At 72.7% G+C, this 15,191-nt stretch carries 10 protein-coding genes; 8 read left to right on the top strand and 2 right to left on the bottom strand.

The window, feature by feature from the left end:
* The first annotated feature begins 185 nt into the window (after window positions 1-185).
* The 7 genes from glgX to G3T38_RS22415 are packed head-to-tail and all read left to right on the top strand — an operon-like array spanning window position 186 to window position 11,493.
* Window positions 186-2,354: a glycogen debranching protein GlgX gene (gene glgX / locus G3T38_RS00560; protein WP_163770134.1), complete on the top strand. Its 2,169-nt coding sequence runs from the start codon at window positions 186-188 to the stop codon at window positions 2,352-2,354.
* Window positions 2,355-2,410: 56 nt separating this feature from the next.
* Entirely contained in the window at window positions 2,411-3,121 is a 711-nt protein-coding gene (locus G3T38_RS00555) for an ion channel (RefSeq protein ID WP_338037371.1), read from the top strand.
* Window positions 3,122-3,152: 31 nt separating this feature from the next.
* Window positions 3,153-5,144 (top strand): alpha-1,4-glucan--maltose-1-phosphate maltosyltransferase, encoded by a 1,992-nt coding sequence (locus tag G3T38_RS00550; protein ID WP_163770133.1) that lies wholly within the window; start codon window positions 3,153-3,155, stop codon window positions 5,142-5,144.
* On the top strand, window positions 5,141-6,925 hold the full coding sequence (treS, locus tag G3T38_RS00545; protein WP_163770132.1) for a maltose alpha-D-glucosyltransferase: 1,785 nt from the start codon (window positions 5,141-5,143) through the stop codon (window positions 6,923-6,925). The genes G3T38_RS00550 and treS overlap by 4 nt, the downstream gene beginning before the upstream one ends.
* Window positions 6,922-8,460 (top strand): maltokinase N-terminal cap-like domain-containing protein, encoded by a 1,539-nt coding sequence (locus tag G3T38_RS00540; protein ID WP_163770131.1) that lies wholly within the window; start codon window positions 6,922-6,924, stop codon window positions 8,458-8,460. The genes treS and G3T38_RS00540 overlap by 4 nt, the downstream gene beginning before the upstream one ends.
* Entirely contained in the window at window positions 8,457-10,649 is a 2,193-nt protein-coding gene (gene glgB / locus G3T38_RS00535) for a 1,4-alpha-glucan branching protein GlgB (protein WP_163770130.1), read from the top strand. The genes G3T38_RS00540 and glgB overlap by 4 nt, the downstream gene beginning before the upstream one ends.
* Before the next feature lie 31 nt (window positions 10,650-10,680).
* Window positions 10,681-11,493 (top strand): NUDIX hydrolase, encoded by an 813-nt coding sequence (locus G3T38_RS22415; protein WP_338037370.1) that lies wholly within the window; start codon window positions 10,681-10,683, stop codon window positions 11,491-11,493.
* On the opposite strand, the gene G3T38_RS00525 is transcribed toward G3T38_RS22415, so the two are convergent.
* Window positions 11,448-12,401, bottom strand: a complete 954-nt coding sequence (locus G3T38_RS00525) for an EamA family transporter (RefSeq protein WP_163770129.1) — start codon at window positions 12,399-12,401, stop codon at window positions 11,448-11,450. The genes G3T38_RS22415 and G3T38_RS00525 overlap by 46 nt on opposite strands.
* 73 nt (window positions 12,402-12,474) lie before the next feature.
* Here G3T38_RS00525 and G3T38_RS00520 point away from each other — a divergent pair, with 73 nt between their 5' ends.
* Window positions 12,475-13,380 (top strand): LysR family transcriptional regulator, encoded by a 906-nt coding sequence (locus G3T38_RS00520; protein WP_163770128.1) that lies wholly within the window; start codon window positions 12,475-12,477, stop codon window positions 13,378-13,380.
* Window positions 13,381-14,121: 741 nt separating this feature from the next.
* On the opposite strand, the gene G3T38_RS00515 is transcribed toward G3T38_RS00520, so the two are convergent.
* Window positions 14,122-15,090: a tetratricopeptide repeat protein gene (locus G3T38_RS00515; RefSeq protein WP_163770127.1), complete on the bottom strand. Its 969-nt coding sequence runs from the start codon at window positions 15,088-15,090 to the stop codon at window positions 14,122-14,124.
* Window positions 15,091-15,191 lie beyond the last annotated feature (101 nt).

Genomic DNA, 15,191 nt, shown 5'->3' with positions numbered 1-15,191 from the left:
TCGTCTATCGGTCTGACGGTGTGTCGGTCGGTCCTGCAGCGCCCGGCCGACCGGAGCCGGTTCCCGAGCGCTCGGTCGGCATTGTGCCGTGCCCGGCCGCGGTACGGCGTACCGGGTGACCGGGACCACGGACCGGACGGGGTGTACCGCCACGGTCGCGGCGCCGGTCCACCACAATGGCGCCCATGAGTCCCGGTCTCTGGAGCTACGAGGGACAGGTCTCACCGGTCTGGCCCGGACGCAACTGGCCGCTCGGTGCGACCTGGTCGCCCGCCTCGACCAACTTCGCCGTCTACGCGCCCCACGCCACGGCGTGCTGGCTGTGCGTCTTCGACGACGAGGACGTCGAGACCCGGCACGCGCTGACGGAGCGGTCCCTGGGCATCTGGCACGGTGCGCTGCCCGACATCGCCCCCGGCACGCGGTACGGCTACCGCGTCGACGGGCCGTGGGACCCCGCCCAGGGCCTCCGCTTCAACCCCGCCAAGCTCCTCCTCGACCCCTACGCCCAGGCGGTCAGCGGCACGATCGACCCGCAGCCCGCGCTCTTCGGCTACCGCTTCGACGACCCCGCCCTGCGCAACGAGGACGACTCCGCGCCGTACGCCGCGCGGAGCGTGGTCGTCGACCCGGCCTTCGACTGGGAGGGCGAGCAGCCGATGAAGCGGCGGTGGCGTGACACCGTCATCTACGAGCTGCACGTCAAGGGGTTCACCGCCCTGCACGACCGGGTGCCCGAGCACCTGCGCGGCACCTACGCGGGGCTCGGGTCGCCGGCGGTCACCGACTACCTGCGCGACCTCGGGGTCACGGCCGTCGAGCTGCTGCCGGTGCACCAGTTCTTCTCCGAGCCGGGGCTCACCGAGCGGGGCGCGGTCAACTACTGGGGCTACAACTCGATCGGCTACTTCGCGCCGCACAACGCCTACAGCGCCGCGGGCGACCGGGGCCAGCAGGTCGCCGAGTTCAAGCAGATGGTCAAGGACCTGCACCGCGCCGGCATCGAGGTCATCCTCGACGTCGTCTACAACCACACGGCCGAGGCCGGCCCGCTCGGCCCCACGCTCTCCTTCCGCGGGCTCGACGACCGGGGGTTCTACCGCCGCGTGCAGCGCGGCGAGACCGCCCCCGAGGGTGCGTCCGGACGCTTCGACGACACCTACTGGGACGTGACCGGCTGCGGCAACACGGTCAACAGCGAGGACCCGCTGGCGCTGCGCATGATCCTCGACTCGCTGCGCTACTGGGTCACCGAGATGCACGTCGACGGCTTCCGCTTCGACCTCATGTCGGCCCTGACCCGCACGGGCTCGCGCGTGGACATGAAGAGCGACCTGCTCGTGGCGATCGGCCAGGACCCGGTGCTGCGGCACGTCAAGCTCATCGCCGAGCCCTGGGACGCCTCGATGGACGGCTACCTGGTGGGCGAGCTGCCGCCGCCGTGGGTCGAGTGGAACGACCAGTACCGCGACAGCACCCGGGACTTCTGGCGCGGGCAGACGCCCGGCCTCCACGAGGTCGCGACGCGGCTCGCCGGCAGCAGCGACCTGTACGCCGACGACGGGCGCTCGGCGTACAACTCCGTCAACTTCGTCACCGCCCACGACGGCTTCACGCTGCGCGACCTCGTCTCCTACGACCGCAAGCACAACGAGGCGAACGGCGAGGACAACCGGGACGGGACCGACAACAACCGGTCGTGGAACCACGGGGTCGAGGGCGAGACCGACGACGCCCGCATCCTCGAGCGGCGCCGCCGCCAGGCAGCCAACATGATGGCCACCCTGTGCCTGTCCAACGGCGTCCCGATGATCACCGCGGGCGACGAGCGGGGGCGCACGCAGCGCGGCAACAACAACGCCTACTGCCAGGACGGCCCCACGTCGTGGGTCGACTGGAGCCCCGACGACGCGTGGCTGGACGTCTACGAGGTCACCAAGGCCGCCCTGCGGCTGCGGCGCGAGCACCCGGCCCTGCGGCAGCGGCACTGGTTCGAGGGCCGGCCGACGATCAAGGGCGGACCCAAGGACCTCGCCTGGCTGCACCCGACGGGCCGGGAGATGCGCGCCGAGGACTGGCACGACGGCAACCTGCGCGCGGTCGGCATGTTCGTCTCCGGCGCGCCGCTGCGCGCTCCCGGGCCGTGCGGCGAGCAGCAGGTCGACGCCTCGTTCGTCATCTGGTTCAACGCCGGCCACGAACCCGTCCACATCCTGCTGCCCGAGAACGACTGGGTGCAGACGGGCGCCGTCGTGCTGTCGACCGACGGCGAGCTGCCGCCGGGCACGCCGGTGAAGGCCGGCGACCACTTCGAGGTGCGCAGCCGCTCCGTGCTGGTCATCCAGGCGACCTGAGCAGGTCGCGGGCGCGCCGAGGGGCGTCCGCGAGCCGGCATGGCAGCATCCTCGCCGTGGCGACCTCGACCGGTCCATCCGTTTCCTCCGCGCTCGCGGGCAGCTGGGACTGGCTGCGCGCACACCCGTCGGCGGTGCTGATGCTCACGCAGCTGGGCGGGATCGCGGTCTACCCGTTCCTCGGCGACTCCGGCACGGGCCGTGGCGCCTTCGGCACGATCGGCCTGCTCGTGCTGGTGCTGGCGGTCTTCGCGGTGCGCGCGACGCAGGCGCTGACCTGGGTCTCCCTGGTGCTCGGCGGGCCCCTCGTCGTGCTGACCGTGCTCGAGGCGATGCGCCCCGACAACGGCGCCATCGTGGTCGGCTCGTCGCTGCTCCACGCGGTCTTCTACTTCTACACGGCGTGGGCGCTGATCCGTTACATGTTCCACGACGACGAGGTCACCAACGACGAGATCTGGGCGACCGGGGCGACGTTCACCGTCGTGGCCTGGGGCTTCGCCTACCTGTACATCGCGGTCCAGGTCGTCTGGCCGGGCTCGTTCACCGCGGCGGTCGACCCCGAGCAGCAGCGCAGCTGGGTGGAGCTGCTGTTCCTCTCCGTGACGACGCTGACGAGCACCGGCCTGTCCGACGTGGTGCCGGTGCTCCCCCACGCCCGCTCGGTGGTCATGCTCGAGCAGATCGCCGGGATGCTCTACATCGCGCTGGTCATCGCGCGTGTCATGGCTCTCCTGAGCGCCCGGAAGGCGCGTCGCTCCTCCTGATCCCGTGGCCCCACCCACTAGGTTCGGGGTCATGGTCGGACGCATCCCCGTCATGAACGTCGCGCCCGTCGTCGACCTCGGCCGCCAACCGGCCAAGGCGACCCGGGACGAACCCTTCCGCGTGACCGCCACCGTCTTCCGGGAGGGTCACGACAAGCTCGGAGCCGAGGTGGTCCTCACCGATCCCGCCGGGGGGCAACGCGCACCGGTGCGGATGGAGCTCCACCCCACCGAGCCCAACGAGTACGCCGCGACCGTCACCCCCGACGTCGAGGGGGCCTGGACGTTCAGCATCCAGTCGTGGTCGGACCCGATCGCGACGTGGCAGCACGCCGCCGGGCTGAAGATCCCCGCCGGGGTCGACGTCGAGCTCACCTTCCTCGAGGGGCGGCTGCTCCTCGAGCGCGTGCTCGCGGCCGGTGACCTGACGCCGGAGGAGACCGCCGTCGTCACCACCGGCCTCGAGGCCGCCTCCGCGACCGGTGACCCTGCCGGCGCCCGCCTCGCCGCGCTGCAGGACCCCGCCCTCTCCGCGGTGCTCACCGCCCACCCGCTCCGCGAGCTGCTGACGCTGGAGGGCCCGTACCCCTTCTACGCCGACCGGCCCCGCGCCCTCTTCGGCAGCTGGTACGAGTTCTTCCCCCGCTCCGAGGGCGCCCGCGTCGACGCCGACGGCACGGTCGTGTCCGGCACGTTCCGCACCGCCGCGCAGCGCCTCGACGCCGTGGCCGCGGCCGGCTTCGACGTCGTCTACCTGCCCCCGATCCACCCGATCGGCGAGGTCAACCGCAAGGGCCCGAACAACACCCTGACCCCCGGGCCCGGCGACCCGGGCTCGCCGTGGGCCATCGGCTCGAAGGACGGCGGGCACGACGCCATCCACCCCGACCTCGGCACGTTCGCCGACTTCGACGCGTTCGTCGCGCGCGCCGGTGAGCTCGGGCTCGAGGTCGCCCTCGACCTCGCGCTCCAGGCCGCGCCCGACCACCCGTGGGTCACGAGCAACCCCGAGTGGTTCACCACGCGGGCGGACGGCACGATCGCCTACGCCGAGAACCCGCCGAAGAAGTACCAGGACATCTACCCGATCAACTTCGACAACGACCCGACCGGCATCTGCCGCGAGGTGCTCCGCATCGTCAAGCTCTGGATGAGCCACGGGGTCCGGATCTTCCGCGTGGACAACCCCCACACGAAGCCGGTCGCGTTCTGGGAGTGGCTGCTGCGCGAGGTGCGCCGCACCGACCCCGACGTCCTCTTCCTGGCCGAGGCCTTCACGAAGCCGGCGATGATGCAGGGCCTCGGCGCGATCGGGTTCCACCAGTCCTACACCTACTTCACGTGGCGCACCGCGAAGTGGGAGATCGAGGACTACCTCCGCGAGCTCAGCTCCGAGACCGACCACCTCATGCGGCCGAACTTCTTCGTCAACACCCCCGACATCCTCCACGCCTCGTTGCAGTACGGCGGTCCCGCGGTCTTCAAGATCCGTGCGGCTCTCGCCGCCACCAGCTCCCCGACCTGGGGCGTCTACGCGGGCTACGAGCTCTTCGAGCACGTCGCGGTCAAGCCGGGGAGCGAGGAGTACCTCGACTCGGAGAAGTACCAGGTCCGCATCCGCGACTGGGACACCGCGGAGGCCGAGGGGCGCACGCTGACGCCGTACCTCACCCGCCTCAACGAGGTGCGGCGCGAGCACCGCTCCCTCCAGCTCCTCCGCAACCTCACCATCCACCACAGCGACGACGAGAACGTGCTGGTCTACTCGAAGCGCGCGACGGGCACCGGCGGGCCCGATGGAGCCGACGACGTCGTCATCGTGGTGATCAACCTGGACCCGCACGCCACGCGGGAGACCACCGTCCACCTGGACATGCCCTCGCTCGGTCTCGACTGGGGCGACGCCTACGAGGTCACGGACGCCTTCACCGGCGACACGTGGACCTGGCGCGAGCACAACTACGTCCGTCTCGACCCGGGCCACGAGCCGGCCCACGTGCTGACCCTCAGGAGCCTGCGATGACCGCCCACGACGACCCGCTCCCCCACGGGCCCCTCACCACCGACGTGCCCGAGGTCCCCGAGGCCCCCGACGTCGAGCCCGCCGAGCCCATCGCCAACATCGAGCCCGAGTGGTTCAAGACCGCGGTGTTCTACGAGGTGCTCGTGCGCTCGTTCAAGGACTCCAACGGCGACGGCACGGGCGACTTCCGCGGCCTCGTGGAGAAGCTCGACTACCTCGCGTGGCTGGGCGTCGACTGCCTCTGGATCCCGCCGTTCTTCCCCTCGCCGCTGCGCGACGGCGGCTACGACGTGGCCGACTACACCGGCGTCCACCCCGAGATCGGCACGATCGAGGACTTCCGGCACTTCCTCGACGAGGCCCACAAGCGCGGCATCCGCGTGATCATCGACTTCGTCATGAACCACACGAGCGACGCGCACCCGTGGTTCCAGGCGTCGCGCTCCGACCCGGACGGCCCGTACGGCGACTTCTACGTCTGGTCGGACAACGACGACCTCTACTCCGAGGCGCGCATCATCTTCGTGGACACCGAGCCCTCGAACTGGACGTGGGACCCGGTGCGCCAGCAGTACTTCTGGCACCGCTTCTTCTCGCACCAGCCCGACCTCAACTTCGACAACCCCAAGGTCGAGGAGGCGATGATCGAGGCGATGGCGTTCTGGCTCGACATGGGCATGGACGGCTTCCGGCTCGACGCCGTGCCCTACCTCTTCGAGCGCGAGGGCACCAACGGCGAGAACCTCCCGGAGACGCACGGCGTGCTCAAGCGGGTGCGGAAGTTCGTCGACGAGAACTACCCCGGACGCGTGCTGCTCTGCGAGGCCAACCAGTGGCCGGCCGACGTGGTGGAGTACTTCGGCGACTTCGAGGCCGGCGGCGACGAGTGCCACATGGCCTTCCACTTCCCCGTGATGCCGCGCATCTTCATGGCGGTGCGGCGCGAGTCGCGGTTCCCGATCTCGGAGATCCTCGAGCAGACGCCGGCGATCCCCGACAGCTGCCAGTGGGGGATCTTCCTGCGCAACCACGACGAGCTGACGCTCGAGATGGTGACCGACGAGGACCGCGACTACATGTGGGCCGAGTACGCGCAGGACCCGCGGATGAAGGCCAACATCGGTATCCGGCGGCGGCTGGCGCCGCTGCTCGACAACGACATCAACCGCCTCGAGCTGTTCAACGCGCTGCTGCTCTCCCTGCCCGGCTCGCCGGTGCTCTACTACGGCGACGAGATCGGCATGGGCGACAACATCTGGCTCGGTGACCGCGACGGCGTGCGCACGCCGATGCAGTGGACCCCCGACCGCAACGCCGGCTTCTCGGTCGCCAACCCCGGCAAGCTCTACCTGCCGCTGGTGCAGGACCCGGTCTACGGCTACCAGAGCGTCAACGTCGAGTCGCAGCTCGAGAACTCCTCGTCGCTGCTGCACTGGACGCGGCGGCTGCTGCAGGTGCGGCGCGGCCACCCGGCGTTCGGCCTCGGCGACTTCCAGGACCTCGGCGGGTCCAACCCCAGCGTGCTGTCGTTCGTGCGCGAGCACGTCGGGGCCGACGGGCAGCGCGACGTGGTGCTGTGCGTCAACAACCTGTCCCGGTTCCCGCAGCCGGTGGAGCTCGACCTGCGCCGCTACGAGGGCTGCGACCTCGTCGAGACCCTCGGCGGCGTGCCGTTCCCCCGGATCGGCGAGCTGCCCTACCTCCTCACCCTCGGCGGGTACGGCTTCTACTGGTTCCGCATCACGCCCCCCGACTCCGCCACCACCGGAGGATCCGCATGAGCGAGACACCCGACCCGACGAGCACCCCGCCGACCGGCCCGCCGACGGACGCCACCGCGGAAGCGGCCCAGACCGTCGAGGAGCGCCTCGCCGACCTGCTCGCCCACGCGCGTTGGTTCGGCGGCAAGGGCCGCCCGTTCACGGTCTCCGCGGTACGTCGCGTGGGCGACCTCGGCGGCACCGGCGGCGCCGAGGACCCCCTCGTCGTCGTCGAGCTCGTCGAGGTGACCTACACCGACGTGGCCGACCCCGGTGCCGACCCCGGCGCCGGCCACGAGGCGGCGACCGAGCTCTACCAGGTGCCGCTGTCCTGCTACCGCGACCGCCAGGAGCGCCTCGACCACGCCTTCGTCGGCTGGTGGGCCGTGCCCGGCCTCCCGGCCGACGCGGACGGCTCCGCGTCGTACGCCCACGTCTACGACGCGCCCCACGACCGCGTGGCCCTGCACGCCTGGCTCGTGGCGTTCGACCGGGCCGGCAACGGCGCGGCCGGGGGCGCCTGGCGGGTCGGAGGTCTCGACTTCCACCGCCTGCCGGGCTACGACCTCGAGGTCGACGCGCGCGCCAGCCTCTTCAGCGGGGAGCAGTCGAACTCGTCGGTGATGTTCGGCGAGGACGCGCTGATGAAGATCTTCCGCAAGGTCACGCCGGGCGTGAACCCCGACGTCGAGGTGCACGAGGTGCTCACCCGCGCCGGCTCCCCCCACGCCGCGGAGCTGTTCGGGTGGCTCGACGTCGACGTCGAGGGCGGGGTGGTGCAGCTCGCGATGCTGCAGCAGTTCCTCCGCACGGCCAGCGACGGGTGGGACCTCGCCCAGGCCTCCGTCCGCAACCTCTTCGCCGAGGCCGACCTGCACGCCGACGAGGTGGGCGGCGACTTCGCCGGCGAGGCGGCCCGCCTGGGCGTCGCGCTCGCCGAGACGCACGCCGCGCTCGCCCACCACTTCCCCGTCGAGGTACGCCGCGGCGACGCGACCGCCGGCCTCGCCGCCGCCATGACCGCGCGCCTCGAGGCCGCGCTCGCCGTGGTGCCCGAGCTGGAGGAGCACGCCGAGGGCCTGCGCCGCCTGTTCGCACGGGTCGCCCAGCTCGACGAGGTGCCCGTGCAGCGCGTGCACGGCGACCTGCACCTCGGGCAGACGCTGCGCACCACGAAGGGCTGGAAGATCGTCGACTTCGAGGGCGAGCCGGCCAAGCCGCTCGCCGACCGCGTGCGCCCCGACTCCGTGTGGCGCGACGTCGCCGGGATGCTGCGGTCGTTCGACTACGCGCCCCGCGTCGCCGCCCGCACCCTGGAGGCACCGGACGAGGCGACGGCCCGCCAGCGCCACCACCGCGCCGAGGAGTGGGCCGGGCACAACCGCCGCGCGTTCCTCGCGAGCTACGCCGGACGGGGACTGACCCCCGCCGAGGAGGTCCTCCTCAGCGCCTACGTCGCGGACAAGGCGGTCTACGAGACCGTCTACGAGACCCGCAACCGCCCCGGCTGGGTGGGCATCCCCCTGGCCGCGATCGCTCGGATCGGAGCCGCATGACCTCCACCTCCAGCCCGACCCCGGGGCCTGCCCCTGTCGACGTGGCGGAGCTCGAGCTCCTCGTCGCCGGGGAGCACGGCGACCCCCACACCGTGCTCGGGCCCCACGTGCACGACGGGGCCGTCACCGTGCGGGTGCTGCGGCACCTCGCCACCAGCATCGAGGTCGTCCACGCGGGCGGCACCGTGCCGCTCACCCACGAGCGGGGCGGGATCTGGGTCGGCGTGCTGCCCGTGGCCGACGTGCCCGACTACCGCCTCCGCATCGCGTACGGCGAGGAGGAGCCCGTCGAGGTCGACGACCCGTACCGGTTCCTGCCGACGCTCGGCGAGACCGACCTCCACCTCGTCAACGAGGGCCGCCACGAACAGCTCTGGACGGTGCTCGGCGCCCACGTGCGCCACTACCCCGGCGAGCTCGGCGACGTGCACGGGACCTCGTTCGCGGTCTGGGCGCCCCAGGCCCGCGCCGTACGGGTGAAGGGCGACTTCTCCTCCTGGGACTCGCGCGAGCTGCCGATGCGGCAGCTCGGCGTGTCCGGGGTGTGGGAGGTCTTCCTCCCCGGCGTGGGGGCCGGGGCGCGCTACAAGCTCGACGTCCTCGGCGCCGACGGGGTGTGGCGGGAGAAGGCGGACCCCCTCGCGTTCCACACCGAGGTCGCTCCCCGCACGGCGTCGGTCGTGCACACCTCGCACCACGAGTGGCACGACGAGGAGTGGATGACGGCCCGCGCCGGCAGGCAGCCGGTCGCGGAGGCCATGTCGATCTACGAGCTGCACCTGGCCTCGTGGCGCCGCGGGCGGAGCTACGACGAGCTGGCCGACGAGCTCGTGCCGTACCTGGCCGACCTCGGGTTCACGCACGTCGAGCTGATGCCGGTGATGCAGCACCCGTTCGGCGGCTCGTGGGGCTACCACGTGACGTCGTACTACGCGACGGACGCGCGCTTCGGCGACCCCGACGGCTTCAAGCGCCTCGTCGACCGGCTGCACCAGGCCGGCATCGGCGTCATCCTCGACTGGGTGCCGGGCCACTTCGCCACCGACGAGTGGGCGCTCGTGCGGTTCGACGGCACGCCGCTCTACGAGGACCCCAACCCCCAGCGCGGCTGGCACAAGGAGTGGGGCAGCCACATCTTCAACTTCGGGCGGCGCGAGGTGCGCAACTTCCTCGTGGCGAACGCGCTCTTCTGGCTCGAGGAGTTCCACGCCGACGGCCTGCGCGTCGACGGGGTGGCCTCGATGCTCTACCTCGACTACTCGCGCGAGGAGGGCGAGTGGACGCCGAACGTCCACGGCGGCCGCGAGAACCTCGAGGCGGTGCAGCTGCTGCAGGAGACCAACGCGACGGTCTACAAGCGGGTGCCCGGCGCCGTGATGATCGCCGAGGAGTCGACCTCGTGGCCCGGGGTCACGAAGCCGACCAGCAGCGACGGTCTCGGCTTCGGCTTCAAGTGGAACATGGGGTGGATGCACGACTCGCTGGGCTACGTCGCCCACGACCCGGTGCACCGGTCCTACCACCACGGCGAGCTCACGTTCTCGCTGGTCTACGCGTTCTCCGAGAACTTCGTGCTGCCCATCAGCCACGACGAGGTCGTCCACGGCAAGGGCTCGCTGCTCCGCAAGATGCCGGGTGACCGGTGGCGCCAGCTGGCGAACCTGCGGGCCTACCTGGCCTTCATGTGGGCGCACCCGGGCAAGCAGCTGCTGTTCATGGGCTGCGAGCTGGGCCAGGAGTCGGAGTGGGCCGAGGCCCGCGAGCTCGACTGGTGGTTGCTCGACCACCCGGAGCACCGCGGCGTCCAGTCGCTCGTGCGCGACCTCAACCACGTGTACGCCGCGTCCCCCGCCCTGTTCGGCAGCGACAACGACCCGTCGGGATTCTCCTGGATCGACGCCAACGACGCGGCCCGCAACACGTTCTCGTTCGTGCGGCGCACGCCGGGCGCGCCGGACGTGGTCTGCGTGGCCAACTTCTCGGCGGTGCCCCACCGGGACTTCCGGCTCGGCCTGCCGAGCGAGGGCCGCTGGGAGGAGGTGCTCAACACCGACGCGGAGGGCTACACCGGCTCCGGGGTCGGCAACCTGGGCGCCGTCGAGGCGGTCGCGGGCGAGCACCACGGCCAGCCGGCCCACGCCGACATCGTCGTGCCGCCCCTGGCGTGCGTGTGGTTCCGGAAGGTCTGACCGCCTCCGGCAGGTCGGTAGGGTGGCGACCGTGAGTGCCGCCCCCGCCCCCGTGTCGGTCACCACGCTCTCCCCGGGGGTCGCCCACGTCGCGTGGGGGTCGTCCGTCACCGACCTCGGTTGGAGCGCGGCGGTCGGCCTCGTGCGCACCGCCGTCGAGACCGCGCTGGGCGACCACGCCCGGGTCGAGGCCCGGGTGCGCGCCGACGACGCCCTCGGGCAGCGCGTGGCCACGTGGTCGGGCCTGCGACGCGAGGGCGTGCTGCGGGGCATCCCGCTGCCGGAGGGACCGGTCGACCACGTGCTCTACGCCCGGCTCGCCGACGACGTCCCGGCGGACGCACCGGAGGGGTTCCGGGCCCTGCTCAACTCGTTCCTCCCGCGCAAGCGGGCGATCGGCCAGATGCTGGTGCGCGACCGCGAGGGTCGGGTGCTGCTCTGCCAGCTCACCTACAAGCGCGACTGGGACCTCCCGGGCGGCGTCGTGGAGGTCAACGAGTCGCCCCAGCTGGCGACCGCCCGCGAGGTGCGCGAGGAGCTGGCCCTCGAGATCCCGGCGGGCCGGTTGCTGCTGACGGACTGGCTGCCGCCGTGGAGCGGCTGGGACGACGCGGTCACCCTCGTCTTCGACGGCGGCGTCCACGACGGCGACGACCTCGTCGCGCGTGTCGTGAAGGAGGAGAAGGAGATCAAGGGCATCGCCTTCTGCACCCCCGAGGAGGTGCTCGAGCGGTGCGCCGACTTCACGGCCCGCCGCGTCGTCGCCGCGCTCGAGAACCTGGGCGGCGGCGCACCGGCCTACACCGAGTCCGGACGGCACGGCGTCGGCTCCAGCGAGGGCTGAAGCACCGGCGCCACCCCCTCCGCCGCGACCGCGACGACCACGCCCTCGCGGCGCCGGCGCGCAGGCACCAGCGCCACCGCGGCCCCGGCGAGCAGCACCAGGCCCCCGACGACCTCGAGCGGCGCCGGCCGGTCCCCGAGCAGGAGCCACGCCGACGTCATCGCGACCGGCGGCACGAGCAGGATCCACGGCACGACCTTGCCCGCGGGGTAGCGGCCGAGGAGGCTGGTGAAGATCCCGTAGCCCACCAGCGACGCGAGCACCGCCGTGTAGAGGGTCGAGAGCAGCGCCGGGACGCCGATCGCGGCGAACCCGGCCCCGACCGCCGCAGGACCGTCGAGCAGGAGCGACAGCCCCAGCGCCGGGACGGGTACGACGAGGCCCGACCACACCGTCAGCGACAGCCCGCCGACCGCGCCGGCCGCCCGGGCGGCCACGTTGCCCGCCGCCCACGAGAGCGCGCCGGCGAGGCACAGCAGCAACGCCAGGAGCGGCGTCGTCACGTCGCGGCCGACCGCGACGACGGCGAGCCCGAGGCTACCGACGACCACCCCGAGGGCCTGGCGGGCGCTGGGCCGCTCCCCCAGCACACCGGCCGCGATGACGATGGTGAGGAGCACCTGGGCCTGCAGCACGAGCGCGGCGAGCCCCGGCGGCATGCCGGCGTGCATCGCGGCGTACAGGAACCCGAACTGGCCGAGCGACATCAGCAGGCCGACGCGGGCGATGGCCGTCCACGGCAGGTCGGGGCGAGGCACGAGGAGCACGGCCGGGAGGACCACGACCGTGAAGCGCAGGGCGAGGAACAGCAGCGGCGGGATGCCCGCCATCCCCCACTCGATGACGACGAAGTTCAGTCCCCACAGGAAGGCGACCAGCAGCGCCAGCAGCGCGTCACGACGGCTCATGGGTCCATGCTCGACCACCGTGACCGTGCAGCACCAGCGAATGATTCCGCACGGAACGATGTAGGTTCGCTTCATGATCGATCTGGGCGCCCTCCAGTCCCTGCGCGCGATCGACGAGCACGGCTCCGTCGTCGCCGCGGCCGACGCCCTGGGCTTCACGCCGAGCGCCGTCTCGCAGCAGGTGAAGCGTCTCGAGAAGCAGGCGGGCGTCGAGCTCCTCGAGCGGGTCGGGCGTGGGGTGCTGCTCACGGGCGCCGGGCGCCGCCTCGTCGACGACGGGGCCCGGCTGCTCGCCGACCTCGAGCGCGTGGAGGCCGACCTCCACGCGTACTCCCGCACCGTCGCGGGGCACGTGCGCCTCGCCTGCTTCTCCACCGCGATGCGCGGCCTCGCCGCGCCCACGACCCGACGCCTGCTCGACGCCCACCCCGACCTCCGGGTGACGCTGAGCGAGGAGGAGCCGTGGGACGGGGTCGACCTCGTGGCGCGCGGACGGGTGGAGGTCGCCGTCGCGCACGCCTGGGGCGACGTCGCCCTGGCGGTGCCGGAGCACGTGGTGGCCACCGAGCTGGGACGCGACCCCGCCCACGCCATCGTGCGTCGCGACCACCCGCTGGCCGGGCGCGGCAGCGTCACCGCCGCCGACCTCGCGAACGAGGACTGGGTCGCGACGCCCCCCGGCACCATCTGCCGCCAGTGGCTCGAGCGCATGCACGACGGCACCGGCCGACGCCCCCGCATCGCCCACCAGTCACGCGAGTTCGAGTGCCACCTGGCGCTCGTCTCCGCCGGTCTCGGCACGGCGCTCGTCCCCCGCCTCGGCCGGGCACCGCTGGGCGACGACCTGGTGGCGCTCGGGGTCACCGACCCGGCGCCCACCCGCACGGTGACCGTGCTGCACCGGCGCACCCTCGCCGGGTCGCCCGCCGTGGCAGCGGTGGTCGACGAGCTGCGTCGCAGCTGGGCCGCCGCAGCCTGACCGCCTGGCGTGATCGTCCGGTGCGATCGTCCGGTGTGGTCTCGTCCTCGCACCCACCCGGGACGTCATGCGCCCCGGCGCCCCCGACCAGCGACTCGCATGACGTCCGGAGGCTCCCCGAACTGTGCGCCTGGTGCACCCCCGACCGAACCGGACCATCCCCAACCGCACACTTCCGCGCCCACCGCCCGGCCCCAAGCCACCCCCACTCAGGACGTCATGCGCCCCGGGGCCCCCGACCAGCGACTCGCATGACGTCCGAAGGCTCTCCGAACTGTGCGCCTGGTGCACCCCCGACCGAACCGGACCACCCCCAACCGCACACTTCCGCGCCCACCGCCCGGCCCCAAGCCACCCCCACTCAGGACGTCATGCGCCCCGGCGCCCCCGACCAGCGACTCGCATGACGTCCGAAGGCTCCCCGAACTGTGCGCCTGGTGCACCCCCGACCCAACCGGACCACCCCCAACCGCACACTTCCGCGCCCACCGCCCGGCCCCAAGCCACCCCCACTCGAGACGTCATGCGCCCCGGCGCCCCCGACCAGCGACTCGCATGACGTCCGGAGGCTCCCCGAACTGTGCGCCTGGTGCACCCCCGACCGAACCGGACCACCCCCAACCGCACACATCCGCGCCCACCGCCCGGCCCCAAGCCACCCCCACTCAGGACGTCATGCGCCCCGGCGCCCCCGGACCGCGACTCGCATGACGTCCGGAGGCGGCCCCAGCCAGCCGGCACTCAGAACAGCGCGGACGCCAGCTGCTGACGGCCGCGCGCCACCCGCGGGTCGCTGGTGCCGACCACACCGAAGAGCTCGACGAGGTGCTGGCGCGCGCGCTCGCGCTCGTCGCCCGCCGTGCGTCGCACGACGTCGATGAGCCGCGCGAACGCGTCGTCGACGTGCCCGCCGAGGAGGTCGAGGTCGGCGACGAGGAGCTGGGCGTCGACGTCCTCGGGGGCCGCGGCCGCGGCGGCGCGGGCGGCGTTGAGGTCGGCGTCCGCGGTGCGCTGGAGGAGCTTGGCCCGGGCGAGGCCCACCGCGGCCTCGGCGTCGGCGGGGTTGGCGGCGACCAGCTTCTCGTACTCCGCCACCGCCGCCGCCGCGTCACCCGACGCGATCGCGTCCTCGGCGGCCGCGAACCGCGGGTCGAGCGCCGGCTCGTCGTCGCCCTCGACGACGGGCGCCGCGGACCGGGGCTGGTGGCGGGTCGTCACGCCCTGGGCCACCAGCTGCTGCATCACCTGGGTGAGCGCGGCCCGCAGCTCCTCGAGCGGCACGACGTCCTGGAACAGCGGCATCGGTCGACCGTCGAGCACCGCGACGACGAGCGGGATCGACGGGATCTGCATGGCCTGCGCGATCTGGGGGGTCGCGTCGATGTCGACGAGGCCGAGGAGGAACCGTCCCTCGAACTCGCTCGACAGCTCGGCGAGGTCGTCGGCGAGCTGGCCGCTCTCCGGCATCCGGGTGCGCGAGAAGAACACGAGGAGCACCGGAGCGGTGCGCGAGGACTCCAGCACCGTCTGGAAGTTCTGCTCGTCGACGGTGAGCGCGTACGGCGCGACCGCGCCCCCCTCGCCACCGGACGGCGCGCCGGGAGCGGCCCCGGGCCCGCCCGGGGCGGAGCCGGGAGCCGGCGCGCCCGCCGGACGCTTGAGGCTCGACAGGTCGATCGCACCAGGACGGGAGAACGGTCGCTGCGTCATGGGCGCCATTGTGGCGGATCGTCCGAGGGACCTGCGGGGAGGGCGTCCGCAGGGTGACCACCGCGGCGCGGGTCGTGCATGATGGTCGCTCCTCGTCGACA

It is taken from the genome of Nocardioides zeae (genome assembly GCF_010686755.1).
Lineage (GTDB): Bacteria > Actinomycetota > Actinomycetes > Propionibacteriales > Nocardioidaceae > Nocardioides > Nocardioides zeae.
The sequence above is the reverse complement of the archived record's forward strand: the minus strand, read 5'-3'. Positions and strand labels throughout refer to the sequence as shown.